General features: G+C 63.4%; 18 protein-coding genes and 1 tRNA gene. 14 read left to right on the forward strand and 5 right to left on the reverse strand.

The window, feature by feature from the left end; genetic code table 11:
* Positions 1 to 20: 20 nt before the first annotated feature.
* The gene (locus LH20_RS09125) at positions 21 to 593 is read left to right on the forward strand and encodes a thermonuclease family protein (RefSeq protein ID WP_083455364.1); all 573 of its coding nucleotides are present in this window, start codon (positions 21 to 23) and stop codon (positions 591 to 593) included.
* 42 nt (positions 594 to 635) lie between these two features.
* On the opposite strand, the gene LH20_RS09130 is transcribed toward LH20_RS09125, so the two are convergent.
* Positions 636 to 917 carry an oxidoreductase C-terminal domain-containing protein gene (locus LH20_RS09130; RefSeq protein ID WP_053553924.1) on the reverse strand — a complete coding sequence of 94 codons (282 nt, stop codon included), beginning with the start codon at positions 915 to 917 and terminating at the stop codon, positions 636 to 638.
* A gap of 159 nt (positions 918 to 1,076) precedes the next feature.
* Between LH20_RS09130 and LH20_RS24200 the strand changes: the two genes are divergently transcribed.
* Positions 1,077 to 1,187 carry a hypothetical protein gene (locus tag LH20_RS24200; protein WP_268796106.1) on the forward strand — a complete coding sequence of 37 codons (111 nt, stop codon included), beginning with the start codon at positions 1,077 to 1,079 and terminating at the stop codon, positions 1,185 to 1,187.
* 375 nt (positions 1,188 to 1,562) lie between these two features.
* Here the strand turns inward: LH20_RS24200 and LH20_RS09135 are convergent.
* Positions 1,563 to 1,638 (reverse strand) — tRNA-Thr (locus tag LH20_RS09135).
* A gap of 18 nt (positions 1,639 to 1,656) precedes the next feature.
* Positions 1,657 to 2,529 carry a hypothetical protein gene (locus tag LH20_RS09140; RefSeq protein WP_200905457.1) on the reverse strand — a complete coding sequence of 291 codons (873 nt, stop codon included), beginning with the start codon at positions 2,527 to 2,529 and terminating at the stop codon, positions 1,657 to 1,659.
* A 63-nt stretch (positions 2,530 to 2,592) separates the two neighbouring features.
* Here LH20_RS09140 and LH20_RS09145 point away from each other — a divergent pair, with 63 nt between their 5' ends.
* The 9 genes from LH20_RS09145 (at position 2,593) to LH20_RS09185 (ending at position 9,121) form a co-directional block, all read left to right on the forward strand.
* On the forward strand, positions 2,593 to 3,171 hold the full coding sequence (locus LH20_RS09145; RefSeq protein WP_053553926.1) for a NifU family protein: 579 nt from the start codon (positions 2,593 to 2,595) through the stop codon (positions 3,169 to 3,171).
* A gap of 24 nt (positions 3,172 to 3,195) precedes the next feature.
* A complete protein-coding gene (locus LH20_RS09150) occupies positions 3,196 to 3,789 on the forward strand; it encodes a malonic semialdehyde reductase (RefSeq protein ID WP_053553927.1) in 594 nt (197 codons plus the stop codon).
* A gap of 19 nt (positions 3,790 to 3,808) precedes the next feature.
* Positions 3,809 to 4,426 (forward strand): tRNA (adenosine(37)-N6)-threonylcarbamoyltransferase complex dimerization subunit type 1 TsaB, encoded by a 618-nt coding sequence (tsaB, locus tag LH20_RS09155; protein ID WP_053553928.1) that lies wholly within the window; start codon positions 3,809 to 3,811, stop codon positions 4,424 to 4,426.
* Complete coding sequence (locus LH20_RS09160) at positions 4,423 to 4,884, forward strand: GNAT family N-acetyltransferase (protein WP_053553929.1); 462 nt, start codon at positions 4,423 to 4,425, stop codon at positions 4,882 to 4,884. The genes tsaB and LH20_RS09160 overlap by 4 nt, the downstream gene beginning before the upstream one ends.
* A 128-nt stretch (positions 4,885 to 5,012) precedes the next feature.
* A complete protein-coding gene (locus LH20_RS09165) occupies positions 5,013 to 5,444 on the forward strand; it encodes a MucR family transcriptional regulator (protein WP_053553930.1) in 432 nt (143 codons plus the stop codon).
* A 136-nt stretch (positions 5,445 to 5,580) separates the two neighbouring features.
* Entirely contained in the window at positions 5,581 to 6,006 is a 426-nt protein-coding gene (locus tag LH20_RS09170) for a Fur family transcriptional regulator (protein WP_053553931.1), read from the forward strand.
* A complete protein-coding gene (locus LH20_RS09175) occupies positions 5,975 to 6,772 on the forward strand; it encodes a lysophospholipid acyltransferase family protein (RefSeq protein WP_235527167.1) in 798 nt (265 codons plus the stop codon). The genes LH20_RS09170 and LH20_RS09175 overlap by 32 nt, the downstream gene beginning before the upstream one ends.
* Before the next feature lie 7 nt (positions 6,773 to 6,779).
* The gene (gene miaB / locus LH20_RS09180; protein ID WP_053553932.1) at positions 6,780 to 8,117 is read left to right on the forward strand and encodes a tRNA (N6-isopentenyl adenosine(37)-C2)-methylthiotransferase MiaB; all 1,338 of its coding nucleotides are present in this window, start codon (positions 6,780 to 6,782) and stop codon (positions 8,115 to 8,117) included.
* A complete protein-coding gene (locus LH20_RS09185) occupies positions 8,117 to 9,121 on the forward strand; it encodes a PhoH family protein (RefSeq protein WP_053553933.1) in 1,005 nt (334 codons plus the stop codon). Before miaB ends, LH20_RS09185 begins: the two co-directional genes overlap by 1 nt.
* 10 nt (positions 9,122 to 9,131) lie before the next feature.
* On the opposite strand, the gene LH20_RS09190 is transcribed toward LH20_RS09185, so the two are convergent.
* Entirely contained in the window at positions 9,132 to 9,680 is a 549-nt protein-coding gene (locus LH20_RS09190) for a hypothetical protein (protein ID WP_053553934.1), read from the reverse strand.
* A gap of 82 nt (positions 9,681 to 9,762) precedes the next feature.
* On the opposite strand from LH20_RS09190, the gene LH20_RS22900 reads away from it, so the two are divergent.
* Positions 9,763 to 10,720 (forward strand): IS630 family transposase gene (locus LH20_RS22900; protein ID WP_425441547.1). Its coding sequence is split into 2 segments (ribosomal slippage): positions 9,763 to 10,091 and positions 10,090 to 10,720, totalling 960 coding nucleotides; the frame shifts between segments, so codons are not numbered across the junction.
* A 12-nt stretch (positions 10,721 to 10,732) separates the two neighbouring features.
* Here the strand turns inward: LH20_RS22900 and LH20_RS09205 are convergent.
* Positions 10,733 to 11,113: a DoxX family protein gene (locus tag LH20_RS09205; RefSeq protein ID WP_053553937.1), complete on the reverse strand. Its 381-nt coding sequence runs from the start codon at positions 11,111 to 11,113 to the stop codon at positions 10,733 to 10,735.
* 212 nt (positions 11,114 to 11,325) lie between these two features.
* Between LH20_RS09205 and LH20_RS09210 the strand changes: the two genes are divergently transcribed.
* Both LH20_RS09210 and LH20_RS09215 read left to right on the forward strand, forming a co-directional pair.
* Positions 11,326 to 11,787, forward strand: coding sequence for a carboxymuconolactone decarboxylase family protein (locus LH20_RS09210; RefSeq protein WP_053553938.1), 462 nt, complete (start codon positions 11,326 to 11,328; stop codon positions 11,785 to 11,787).
* Positions 11,787 to 12,653, forward strand: coding sequence for a sigma-70 family RNA polymerase sigma factor (locus LH20_RS09215; RefSeq protein WP_053553939.1), 867 nt, complete (start codon positions 11,787 to 11,789; stop codon positions 12,651 to 12,653). Before LH20_RS09210 ends, LH20_RS09215 begins: the two co-directional genes overlap by 1 nt.
* Positions 12,654 to 12,666: the final 13 nt, after the last annotated feature.

Below are 12,666 nucleotides of genomic sequence, written 5' to 3' on the forward strand. Positions count from 1 at the left end.
GCGAGCCTCGGGGAGGCACCATGCGCAAGTATCGCGGACGGCAGCGAAAGCAGTGGAGACGACCACCGCGGCGGCGGCGGTCCCGACAGACGTTTCCCGTCTTCCTTCTGTTTCTGCTTGCCTTCGCCGCGACCCTTGCGTTCACCAAAGGCTATCGGCCGACCTGGATTGAAGAGGTGGCAGGCGGGTCGATGTCGCTGGTTGGCGCAGCAACCGCTGAAACGTCCGGGCTGAGCGAGCCTTCGAAGCGCATAAGCTTTTCCTTCTGCCATAGGGGCGGGGGCTACAACTGCGTCGTCGATGGCGACACGATCTGGCTTGAGGGCGTGAAGATCCGGATTGCGGACATCGATACGGCAGAGACCCACGATTATCGGTGCCCGGCGGAAAGGGAACTTGGAGACAGGGCGACGGTGCGGCTGCGGGAAATTCTCGAGGCTGGGACCATTACGCTCCAACCCATCGACAGGGATACGGACCGTTATGGCCGCAAGCTGCGCATCGTGCTGGTCGACGGCAAAAGCGTCGGAAAGACCCTCGTCGATGAAGGGCTCGCGCGCTGGTACGAAGGCGGGCGAAGGCCATGGTGCTGAAAACGCCTGGCGGCTGTGTAACGGGCCTGCGCTGCCCTGGCCTCAAGCGCCGATACATTCTTGCCTAACGGCGGTGATCGCACGAAGATCCGCATCTTCGTCGCGCGCCTGGTCGGGCGTGAGCCCTTGCGTCAAAATCAGCTTGCGGGCAGCGCGCTGGTCTTGGGGACGATTGACCGACTCCACGGCCAGAAGTCGCCGATCTCTGAAACAGAACACCGAAAATGCGCCGGTGGCCGGGTCGCCGCGGAGGCTCAGCTCATTTGCTCCACTGCTGATGCCGGCCATCGCGGTGCGGGCGTTGGCGTTCGCTCCATTGAGCATCGGGTACCGCCATCGGATCTGTCCACTGGGCATCTCGCTGGCTCGCCGAAGCGAGCCCCGCGACAATCTCAGTGCCCCGGATATTGGGGGCGAAAGGAGCAGTTATGGACAAGGTAGGCGAGGGGGCCGGGATGGAAGCTCGAGGGCCGTGTCGCCCTTGTGACCGGCGGCTCAAGCGGCATCGGGGCGAGCACGGCACGCGCCCTGGCAGCAGCGGGAGCGTGCGTGAGTTTTCGGCCATGCCTCGGGACGATTTTTAGGTTATTATGATGTGCAAGATTTAGGTTATTACGCGAGATGATTTTTTAGGTTGTCGCACCCGACCGGAGCAGCCCACCGGCTTGGCTCGGCCACTTGGCGCCCCACCCCTCAATTCCTGAACACTGATTCCTATCGCCATCGCGCGATAGGACGACTTATAGACGGGGTATTCGGGCGTTCCAAACTGCAGCTTCGAGCCAGTTCCTGTCGTTCTCCCGGCGCCCCAGGAACAACCGCTGTGGGCCCTCAATTCAGCTGAGGCCTGCGTCTTTCTAAGCTTCCGATGCGGACATTTTGAGAGACGATATCGGGTAATCCGCCCTCGATTTTGCCAGCTCTTCCACGGGCTTGCGAGTCTTTTCGGCGACCCGAATCGGGATGCAGTGGTGCCGGCTGTCAGACTCGAACTGACGACCTACCGCTTACAAGGCGGTTGCTCTACCAACTGAGCTAAGCCGGCTTCCGATGGCCCTTTGCTTCAAATGATGCCGAAGGTCCAGCCTTCCGTTGCAGCGAGTGCATCGGTGAGGGGCGAGGGCGACCAGGGCGCCTCGGCGCTGGCGATCGTGCGAAGCCAGGCAGCGGTGAGGAGCGCATCGCTTGCATGGTCGCTGATTGGCCCGCAAAGACCCAGAGGCGGCGATCCTATCGCGGTGAGCGCTTTATCGAGCACCTGGCCCTCGCGAATCTTGCTGCGTCCCGGCGGAAGCCCGGCTGCACGCGCTGCGAGACTGGTGTAAATTTCGACCAGGACCGGGCCCCTCGCCGGAACCGGGTCGAGCGGCCAGAGCGGAATCCGGCCGCCGAGGCGGTGGAGGAGGCGCATTCCCGAGAGGCTCGCCTTGCCGACTTGCGCTGCACCGACGAGATTGAAATTGCTGACGCTCGCCGCCTGCTTCGTTGCGCGCTGATGCCTTTCGACGACGCGCAGCCTTCCGCCCCCTTGGCCGAAGAGATCCCCGACGACGCCCCCGCCATGGCGAAAATGACGCTGGGCTTCAGGGTGCGCCAGAAAGGCGGCGGCTTCAAAATGCGGATCGTCCGCCGCGATCCGGTCGACGAGCGCCCAAAGCGCGCGAATGTTCGCCGGACTCTCGCGCCATTCGGGAAAATAGGCGGCGCGGTCGGCAAAGGCGAAGGCCGCAGAAAAGTCAAAGCCGATCAGCATGTCGGTGCCCGACGCCGCGACATCCTTAAGCCAATCCCCTATCTCGGCGCGCGACCAGACATGTCCAGGCTTTACAAGCGCGGGCGCGGCTGCGCCGCTTGCCACGGCCAGCGCAATGCCGCGCTGGCGCTCGCCGCGCGCGCCCGACCAGTCGAGAGCGGCAAAATGGGTGAAACGGCGCATCGCCAAGCCCTAGCGCATGTGTGTCACCTTGCACAAAGCGCGATTGCGTCCCACATGCACCCCATGCTGATCGAAACCGAATCGACGCCCAATCCCGCGACGCTCAAATTCCTGCCCGGCGAGGCGGTGATGGAAGCGGGAACCCGCGATTTTGCCACGCCCGAAGAGGCCGAGGCCTCGCCGCTGGCGACTGCGCTCTTTTCGCTCGGTGACGTGACCGGCGTCTTCTTCGGCCGCGATTTCATTTCGGTGACGATTGCGCCGGGGGCCGAATGGGCTGATGTGAAGCCCGACGTTCTTGGCATCATCATGGATCATTTTCTCGCGCGGATGCCGCTGTTTCATCCTGCAAGTGCCGCAGGGATCGGCGTTGCGGCAGAAGAGGAGGGCGGTTTCGCGGACGATCCCGCCGACGCCGACATCATCGAGCAGATCAAGGAGCTCATTGAAACGCGTGTCCGTCCCGCGGTCGCCAATGATGGCGGCGACATCATCTACCGCGGTTTCGACAAGGGCAATGTTTACCTCAAGATGCAAGGGGCCTGTGCGGGCTGCCCCTCGTCGACGGCGACGCTGAAGAACGGCATTGAGTCCCTGCTCAAACATTATGTTCCCGAAGTGACGGCCGTCCACGCCGTCTGATCCCATCCCGACAGGAGAAAGCCCATGAGCGAGCCGCTTGCCGATAGCGCCCTCGACCAGCTGTTTCGTACCGCGCGCACCTATAACGGCTACATCGACCGGCCCGTTTCGGATGAGCAGCTCCGCGCGATCTGGGATCTCATGAAATATGGCCCGACGAGCGCCAACAGCCTGCCGGCGAGGATCGTGTGGTGCGTGTCTGACGAGGCGAAGGCAAAGCTCGCCGCGCTGGCGTTGCCCTCGAACGGCGAGAAAATCCTGAAGGCGCCGGTTACCGCCATCATCGCGATGGATACGGAATTCTACGAGCTTCTGCCCGAACTCTTTCCGCATACCGACGCGCGAAGCTGGTTTGCGGGCAATGCGCAGCATGCCGAGACGACCGCCCTTCGCAACTCGAGCCTGCAGGGCGCTTATTTCATCCTCGCCGCGCGCGCGCTGGGTCTCGATACGGGGCCGATGTCGGGCTTCGACAATGCCGCGGTCGACGCAGCCTTTTTTGCGGACGAGCCCAATGTGAAGAGCAATTTCATCTCGACGCTCGGATATGGCGACCCTGCGACAATCTTCGAGCGCAGCCCGCGGCCCGATTTCCCCCGCTTCAACCGCATCGCCTGATCGGCGGGAGGCGCGGGGGGTGCTGCGACTGGTCATCGACACGGCGAGCGAGGCCTGTTCGGCTGCGCTGTTCGATGATGCGACGCTCCTCGATTTCCGGCACGAACTGATAGGGCGCGGGCACGCGGAGCGGCTGGTGCCGCTGATAGCCGAACTGAACGACGGCGGACGCGCTGCGGCGATCGCCGTCGGCTGCGGCCCCGGCAGCTTCGCGGGCGTTCGGATCGGCGTTGCTGCCGCGCGGGCGCTCGCGCTCGGATGGGGCGTGCCCGTCGAGGGTTTTTCGAGCCTTGCGCTTGTTGCGGCAGTTGCAGCTAAGGAGCTCGCCGAGGCCGATGGCGGCCTTGTCGTGATGGAAGGGGGGCACGGGCAATGGTTCGTCCAGCCGTTCGCGGCTGACCTCGAGCCCGCCGCCGAGGTGCGCTCGCTTCTCCCCGATGAGGCGGTCGCGCTCCCGCACGCCCTCGTTGTCGGCAACCGCGCCGAGGCCTTTATTGCGCGCCGCGGACATGGCCGCGCGGTGCCCGCGCTCCCCGACGCGCGAGCCTTTGCTCTGCTCCCGCGTGTCGCGCTCTTTGCCGACCCGAGCCCGATCTACGGCCGCGCGCCCGACGCGAAGCCGATGGCAGCGCAATGAGCGGCGCGATCGTCCTCGCTACCGCGCGCGTCGGCGATGTCGGCGCGCTGATGGAGGTCATGGAGGCCGCCTTTGACCCAGCCTATGGCGAGGCATGGAGCGCCGCGCAGCTACTCACCCTCTTCGCGCTGCCCTCGGCGCGCATTTGCCTCGCGCGCGAGGACGAGCAGCCCTGCGGCTTTTCGGCCGCGCGCGTCGCTGGCCCTGAAAGCGAGTTGCTTCTCCTTGCCGTCAATCCGCTGTGGCGCGGTCGCGGGATCGGGCGGCGGCTGATCGAGGACTGGCAGGCATGGGCGGCAGGGGAAGGCGCGGAGGAATATTTTCTTGAAATGCGCGCCGACAATTCAGCGGTTCACTTGTACCGGGAAGCAGGATTTACCGAATGCGGGCGCCGCACGGCTTACTATCGCGGCGGTGACGGGGTCGTTCGCGACGCGATTACCATGCGGCGTCGATAAATTCCTTCGTAACCGAATTATCTTAGATTGCTAAATTGTCGCCAAAATGGCATAAATAGCTGTGGACGAAGAAAACTCGACCTATTCGCCGTCCATTCTTCTGGGATGAATAGATAGGAACTGCCCCCATGTCGGAACAAGCCGATACCAGTGAAATGCTCGTCACCCTTACGGCCGATATCGTCGCTGCGCATGTCAGCAACAATAGTGTTGCGATCTCTGATCTTGCGATGCTGATCAATAATGTACACGCCGCGCTGTCGGGATTGGGCAGTGAAGCTGCGCCCGAGGAAAAGCCGGTTCCCGCGGTTTCCATTCGCGCGTCGGTGAAGCCCGACTACATCGTGTGCCTCGAGGACGGCAAGAAGCTGAAGATGCTGCGTCGCCATTTGATGACGCATTATGAGATGACCCCGGAGGATTATCGCGCGAAATGGGGCCTCCCCGCCGATTACCCGATGGTCGCCCCGAACTACGCCGCCAAGCGCCGGGCGCTCGCGAAGGAAATCGGTCTTGGTACCAAGGGGCGGGGTGGCGGGCGCAAGCGCCGAAAGGCTTAAAGCCTTCGCCCATAACCCTCTTGCGGGGGAACGAACGGGGCGGCGCCGCAGGGGGCCGCCCTTGTTCTATTCCCGGCACCACCCTATACAATGGGTGAAGGAAGAAAGACGACTGCGTCTTGCAGGAAAGGCCCGCATGTCCGGTACCATCGATCTTGAAGCGCTGTGCCACGAAAAGGGCCTGCGCATCACCGAGCAGCGCCGGATCATCGCGCGCGTCATTTCGGATTCGGAGGATCATCCCGACGTCGAGACGCTCTATGAACGCGCGTCCAAGATCGACAGCGGCATTTCGATCGCCACCGTCTATCGCACCGTTCGCCTGTTCGAAGAGGCGGGCATACTCGACCGTCATGATTTCGGCGATGGCCGCTCGCGTTACGAGGCGGCGCCCGAGGCGCATCACGATCATCTGATCGACGTCGAGACGGGAAAAGTGATCGAGTTCGTCGATCCGGAACTCGAAGCTCTGCAGAAGGTGATCGCCGAAAGGCTGGGTTTCCGCCTCGTTGACCACCGCATGGAACTTTATGGTGTCTCCCTCGATCGCAAGCGCGACTGATCGCGCTCCGATCACCTGGCGCCTGGTGCTGCGCCTCACCTTGATGGTGCTGGCGCTCATCTTCCTCATCGTCCCGCATCTTTGCTACCGCGCCGTCGGCAGACCCTCGCCGATGGTGATGGCCTTCCTCAACGCTGCCGGCTGGATTGCAGGGCTTCGCATCCGAACGAGAGGGACGCGGCTGAGGCGCGACGTATTGTTCGTCTCCAACCATGTGAGCTGGCTTGATATTCTCGCGCTCGGCGGCGCAGCGCGCTCGGCCTTCGTCTCGAAGGCCGAGGTCGAAACAACCCCGCTTGTCGGCTGGCTCGCCGACCAGAATCACACCATCTACGTCCAGCGCGAGGCCAAACGCGAAATCCACAATCAGACAAGCGAGCTTCGCAGCGCGCTCGCGCGCGGCCGCCCCGTGACCTTGTTTCCCGAGGGAACGACTGGGCCCGGTGACGGACTTCTGCCCTTTCGCGCCTCGCTCCTTCAGGCGGTCATTCCGACGCCCCCGCGGCTCCAGGTCCAGCCGGTATTCCTCGATTATGGCGAAGAAGCCCCCGAAATTGCGTGGCTCGATCCCGAATCCGGGCTCGACAATTTCAAGCGGCTCCTCGCGCGCAAACGCCCGATTTCGCTCACCATCCACTACCTCGATCCGCTGCCTGATGAAGTCGAGGCGGACCGCAAGGCGCTTGCTGAAGCGGCCCGCGCTGCGATCAACGCGCGTATGGAAGAGACGGCGCGCTCTTCCGCGACCGCGCGCTATCGCCTATAGCGCGCCGATGAAATCCGACTCTCCAAAGACTTTTCACGTCAAATCCTTCGGCTGTCAGATGAACGTCTATGACGGCGAGCGCATGGCCGAGATGCTCGGCGCTGAGGGTTATGCGCCCGCAGCCGAAGGCGCCGACGCCGATCTGGTTATCCTCAATACCTGTCATATTCGCGAGAAAGCCGCAGAAAAGGTCTATTCGGACATCGGCCGCCTGAAGCGCGAGGACGGCACGGCGCCGACGATCGCGGTTGCAGGCTGCGTCGCCCAGGCCGAGGGCGCCGAGATTGCGCGCCGCGCGCCGAGTGTCGGTGTCGTCGTCGGACCGCAGGCCTATCACCGCCTCCCCGAGCTCATCGCGCGCGCCGAGCGCGGCGAGAAGGCGATCGATCTCGACATGCCGCTTGACAGCAAGTTTGGGGCGCTTCCGGCGCGCAGTGGCCTTCAGCGCCCCACTGCCTTCCTCACCGTGCAGGAAGGCTGCGACAAATTCTGCACTTATTGCGTCGTTCCCTATACGCGCGGCGCCGAGACGAGCCGGCCCTTTGGCGATCTGATCGCCGAGGCGCGCGCTCTTGTTGCAGGCGGGGTACGCGAGATCACGCTGCTCGGTCAGAATGTGAACGCGTGGGACGGCGAGGATGAGCGGGGAAGGGCGATCGGTCTCGACGGGCTCATCCGTGCACTCGCCGCCGAGGACGGGCTTGAGCGCATCCGCTACACGACGAGCCATCCCAACGACATGAGCGACGGGTTGATCGCGGCGCATGGTGAGGTCGACAAGCTGATGCCATTTCTCCATCTGCCGGTCCAGGCGGGCAGCGACCGCATTCTGGCCGCGATGAACCGCAGCCACAGCGTCGAAAGTTATTTGCGCGTCATCGAGCATGTTCGCAAAGCACGCCCCGACATCGCAATCTCGGGCGATTTCATCGTCGGCTTCCCCGGCGAAACCGAAGCGGATTTCGAGGCGACGCTCGATATCGTTCGCGCGACGGGCTATGCGATGGCGTACAGCTTCAAATATTCGCGTCGGCCTGGCACACCCGCAGCCTCGATGGTGGATCAGGTCGAGGAGGCGGTGATGAACGATCGGCTCCAGCGGTTGCAGGCGCTCCTCAACGCACAGCAGCACGCGTTCAACGAAGCAACCGTCGGACGCACGACGCGTCTTCTCCTTGAGCGCAAGGGCAAGCACGAAGGCCAGCTCATTGGCAAATCGCCCTGGCTTCAGTCGGTCCATGTCACCGCGCCAGGGCTGGCGATCGGCGATATGGTCGACGTCGAAATCACCTCGGCAGGTCCGAACAGTCTGGGCGCGGCCGTGCGCCAATTGCAGGAGGCTTGATGCCCAAACGTCCGCTCGCAGCTTCTCCTGCCGAACCCGGCGACCGCGTTCGGCTGACCGCGGAATTCGAGCGAACGCAATTGTTGGGCATTCTCTTTGGCGAGTTCGACCGCAATCTCGTCGCGATCGAAAACCGCCTTGGCGTCTATATCTCGGCGCGGGGCAATCGCGTGCAGATCGAGGGCGAGGCCGAGGCCGCGGCGCGCGCACGCGACGTGCTTACCGAACTCTACAACCGCATCGAACAGGGGCAGGAGGTCGACGCGGGGCTCGTCGACGGAGTGATCGCGATGTCGGCGCAGCCGACGCTCGCCGGTATCATCCGCCACGATGCGAGCGAAGCGCCGACAGTGATGATCCGTACGCGCAAGAAGACGATCGTTCCCCGGGCGCCCTCGCAGGTCCCCTACATGCAGGCGCTCGCGCGCGACGATGTGATCTTTGCGCTCGGCCCCGCGGGGACCGGCAAGACCTATCTCGCGGTCGCGCAGGCGGTCGCGCAGCTCATCACCGGCAGCGTGCAGCGTCTCATTCTCTCGCGACCCGCAGTCGAGGCGGGTGAAAAACTGGGCTTCCTCCCCGGCGACATGAAGGAAAAGGTCGATCCCTATCTACGCCCACTCTACGACGCCCTGCACGACTGCCTGCCCGCCGAGCAGGTCGAGCGCCGGATCGCATCGGGCGAGATCGAGATCGCGCCGCTCGCCTTCATGCGCGGGCGCACGCTTGCCGATGCCTTCATCATTCTCGACGAAGCGCAGAACACGACGATCCCGCAAATGAAGATGTTTCTGACCCGCTTTGGCATGAACAGCCGGATGGTCATTTGCGGCGACCCCAAGCAGGTCGACTTGCCGGCACCTGCGACCTCGGGGCTTGCCGACGCGGTGGCACGGCTCGAGGGGATCGAGGGCATAAACGTCAGCCGCTTTACCGCTGCCGATGTCGTCCGTCACCCGATCGTCGGGCGGATTGTCGACGCCTATGAGGGGCCGGGAGCCTAGAAACCCTCGATCAGCCGCAGCCCTCACCGGGACAAGCCTCTCTCACGCGGTCCGCCGACTGGTCTTTACGGCCTGGATGCGCCTGCGGCGGGACGTTGGGTGCGAGGGAATATCTCATTCGGTCGGCCGTGGGACAAAACTGATAATCCGCCGCGTCGAGCTTGCGAAACCGGGACGGCCAGCCCGGCAGGCACTCGAAAGCCGCGGTATCGAGGCCCCTGACGACGGCGAGAGATAATCCGTGGATGCGGGCTTCACCGATGAGGCAATTAAGCCTTGGTCGCGGCGTTGAATCGATCTCGACGAATGCGGATCCCTCATGATCCGGGATTGCCAAATCGAGCGAGAATTTATCAATGCCGCAAGCCCGGATCAAACTCGCGCTCGTCGGACTGTCCTCCGCTTTGCGATCCGTCTGCGCGAGATCGTCATGATCGTCATCAGCGATCCGAAGGTACAATGGCTCCTCCCTGCTCGCGGACCAGGCTTGCGCGCCCAGGGCGCTCGCCAGGGTCAGGGCCGAACCCAGCAGCATTCCGGTGAGGAGCGAACGGCGCATGGCTAGAGCATCGTGCCAGAAATAGGAATCGGGGGATTCCCAAAAGGTCTGAGTTGTGATTCACCGGGTTCGGAGGTGGATCATGGGGAAATCTTATTCGAGGGATCTGCGCGATCGCGTGGAGGGGTATATAAGATCGGGTCACTCGCGGCGTGATGCTGCCCGGCGCTTTGGGGTGAGCCCGAGCTTTGCCGTGAAGCTGTCGAAGCGTGTCGCGTTGACGGGTTCGACAGCACCGGCGCGACAAGGCCGGCCGGCCGGAGGCGGTAAATTGGCGGCCCATATGGAGGTGCTGATTGGCTGGGTGGAGGCGCGGCCAGACATCACGATGCCCGAACTGGCGACGCGGCTGAAGGCGGCGACAGGGGTTGTTGCCCATCCCGCATCCTTGTCGCGTGCGCTCTTGTCTGCTGGATTTACCTATAAAAAAAACACTTCTGGCGTGGGAGTGCGCACGCGCTGACATTGCACTGCGTCGTCGCAGCTGGCGCCGACATCGCCAGCCGCGGATGCGCCAGGAGCCGCATCGGTTGATCTTCGTCGACGAGACGGCAACCACGACCAAGATGACGCGCCTGCGCGGGCGAGCGCGCTACGGCTCGCGCCTCAAGGCGAAAGCGCCGTTCGGGCACTGGAAAACCCAGACCTTCATCGCCGGGCTCCGCCACGATCGCCTGGTCGCTCCCTGGGTCATCGACAGGCCGATGAACCGCGACATCTTCGAGACATGGGTCGAAACGCAGCTCGCGCCCACGCTCGACCCTGGTGACGTCGTGATCCTCGACAATCTCTCGAGCCACAAAAGCGAGAAGGCCGCGACAATCCTCAAAGAACGCGGCGCATGGTTCCTGTTCCTGCCGCCCTACAGCCCCGATCTCAATCCGATCGAAATGGCCTTTTCCAAGCTCAAGGCTCACCTGCGCCGCAGCGAAGCGCGCAGCTTCGACGCCCTCTGGCGCGCCCTCGGCAATATCTGCGACCTCTATTCATCCGAAGAATGTTGGAATTACCTCAAAGCCGCCGGCTATGCGTCCGATTAAACGCACGATGCTCTAGCTCGAGCGCGCGCTGTCGACGCTCCAGATCCCGGCGCCGCGCGCCGCGATGAACAGGAAGAGAAAGGCGTAAAGCGCGATCGTCTCGCCGCCGTTGGCGATCGGGTAAAGGCCTTGGCTCCCGTGCACCATCCAGTAACCGACCGCCGCCATTCCGCTCGCGAGGAAGGCTGCGGGACGGGTGAAAAGGCCGAGGAGGATCAGGCCGCCCGCCACGAGTTCGATCGCGCCCGCCGCTTGCAACACCGGGCTGAGCGGCATCGGGAAATTGGTGGGAAAGTTGAAGAATTTCTGCACGCCGTGCGCGAGGAACAGAAGGCCCCCGACAATCCGCAGCAACGCATAGACCTGTTCGGCAAAGCCATCGAGAAATTTCATGGGTTCCCCCCTACCGCCCTCGAAGAAAGGCGAAGCTTATGCTGCTTTGAAAGGCTCGCAAAGTGCATTCTTGCAAAATCGTCATGTTTCAAAGGCTTGGGATTTCAGGCCGAAAAAAAGGGGGCGCAAATGCCATATTTTTTGCGCGCGATGTCACACCCGCCTTCGCTGCCTCGTCATGCCTGTAGAACCAAGCCTGAAGGAGACACGACATGACCAAGGTTACCGATCCTTTCGCCGCATCGCCCCAGCTGATGAAGCAGTGGATGGCGGTGAGCCTCGCCGCGGAAAAGAGCCTCGAGAAGAGCCTCGTCGAGCTCGTGAAGATCCGCTCGTCGATTCTCAATGGCTGCGCCAACTGCATCAACATGCACACCGCTGACGCCCGGGCAGCAGGCGAAACCGAGCAGCGCATCTATCTGCTTGCCGCGTGGCGCGACGCGCCCGTTTTCACCCCGCGCGAACGCGCCGCGCTCGCCTGGACCGATGCCTTGACCTGCTTGTCACAAGGACACACACAGGAAGAGGCACGCGCGGCGCTCGATGCGCATTTTACCGCGGAGGAGCAGATGAACCTCACCGTGATGATCAACGTGATCAATGGCTGGAACCGTATCGCAGTCGGCTTCGGCCTCTGGTACGAAGGTGGCGCGCCGGCGGCGAAAGCGGCCTGATGACGGTGAAAGGCGCCTCGCACCTGGCAGACGCAGCGGCAAGTTTTAATCCGCTGCGTCCGCTCCTGACCCGCGTTGCGTATCGCATGCTCGGCTCGGTTGCGGATGCGGAAGATGTTGTGCAGGACGCCTTTCTCCGCTGGCTGGCTGCCGAGCGCGCAGAGGTGCGCGAACCTGCTGCCTTCTTGAGGCGCACGGTGACGCGGCTCTGTCTTGATCACCTGAAATCGGCGCGGCGCACCCGCGAAACCTATATCGGTCCCTGGCTCCCCGACCCGCTCGTCGAGGAGGAAGAAGAGGATGATGTCACGCTACCTCTGATGCTTGCGCTCGAACGGCTCTCCCCCCTCGAGCGCGCAGCCTTTCTGCTGCACGACGTGTTCGGCGTCCCTTTCGACGAAGTGGCGGCGACGATCGGCCGCGATGCTTCCGCCGCGCGTCAGCTGGCCGCGCGTGCGCGCACGCACGTCCGCGAGGCGCGGCCGCGCTACAAGCTTGAAAAGGAGCGGGGCCTGGAAATCGCCAACGCATTCTTTCAAGCCTCGCGCAGCGGCGACATGCGAGCGCTCGGCAACCTCCTCGCAGCCGACGTCGGCCTGTGGTCCGATGGAGGCGGCAAGCGCCCCGCGGCGACCGAGCCGGTGCTCGGCTTCGACATCGTGATGAAGCTTCATCGAAGCCTCGCCGTGCTGTTCGGCAAATATGGTTCGACTCTCGTCCATACCGGGATGATCAATGGGCTGCCGGGCTTCGTCACCCGCGAAGCGGACGGCGAGCTTCAGACCACGGCGCTCGAGATCGAGGATGGCAAGATCACCGGCATCTATGTGATGCGCAACCCCGACAAGCTGCGTCACATGCACTGACCCTCCGGTTCAC

The organism is Sphingopyxis sp. 113P3, from assembly GCF_001278035.1.
In the GTDB taxonomy this organism is placed as follows: domain Bacteria; phylum Pseudomonadota; class Alphaproteobacteria; order Sphingomonadales; family Sphingomonadaceae; genus Sphingopyxis.

Bases quoted from the DNA above. Each gene is read 5' to 3' on its own strand.
- LH20_RS09215 (WP_053553939.1), top strand. From the start codon at position 11,787: ATGACGGTGAAAGGCGCCTCGCACCTGGCAGACGCAGCGGCAAGTTTT.
- LH20_RS09205 (WP_053553937.1), bottom strand. From the start codon at position 11,113: ATGAAATTTCTCGATGGCTTTGCCGAACAGGTCTATGCGTTGCTGCGG.
- LH20_RS09130 (WP_053553924.1), bottom strand. From the start codon at position 917: ATGCTCAATGGAGCGAACGCCAACGCCCGCACCGCGATGGCCGGCATC.
- LH20_RS09190 (WP_053553934.1), bottom strand. From the start codon at position 9,680: ATGCGCCGTTCGCTCCTCACCGGAATGCTGCTGGGTTCGGCCCTGACC.
- LH20_RS09210 (WP_053553938.1), top strand. From the start codon at position 11,326: ATGACCAAGGTTACCGATCCTTTCGCCGCATCGCCCCAGCTGATGAAG.
- LH20_RS09170 (WP_053553931.1), top strand. From the start codon at position 5,581: ATGTCCGGTACCATCGATCTTGAAGCGCTGTGCCACGAAAAGGGCCTG.
- LH20_RS09150 (WP_053553927.1), top strand. From the start codon at position 3,196: ATGAGCGAGCCGCTTGCCGATAGCGCCCTCGACCAGCTGTTTCGTACC.
- LH20_RS09125 (WP_083455364.1), top strand. From the start codon at position 21: ATGCGCAAGTATCGCGGACGGCAGCGAAAGCAGTGGAGACGACCACCG.
- LH20_RS09175 (WP_235527167.1), top strand. From the start codon at position 5,975: ATGGTGTCTCCCTCGATCGCAAGCGCGACTGATCGCGCTCCGATCACC.
- LH20_RS09160 (WP_053553929.1), top strand. From the start codon at position 4,423: ATGAGCGGCGCGATCGTCCTCGCTACCGCGCGCGTCGGCGATGTCGGC.
- miaB (WP_053553932.1), top strand. From the start codon at position 6,780: ATGAAATCCGACTCTCCAAAGACTTTTCACGTCAAATCCTTCGGCTGT.
- LH20_RS09145 (WP_053553926.1), top strand. From the start codon at position 2,593: ATGCTGATCGAAACCGAATCGACGCCCAATCCCGCGACGCTCAAATTC.
- LH20_RS09185 (WP_053553933.1), top strand. From the start codon at position 8,117: ATGCCCAAACGTCCGCTCGCAGCTTCTCCTGCCGAACCCGGCGACCGC.
- LH20_RS09140 (WP_200905457.1), bottom strand. From the start codon at position 2,529: ATGCGCCGTTTCACCCATTTTGCCGCTCTCGACTGGTCGGGCGCGCGC.
- LH20_RS09165 (WP_053553930.1), top strand. From the start codon at position 5,013: ATGTCGGAACAAGCCGATACCAGTGAAATGCTCGTCACCCTTACGGCC.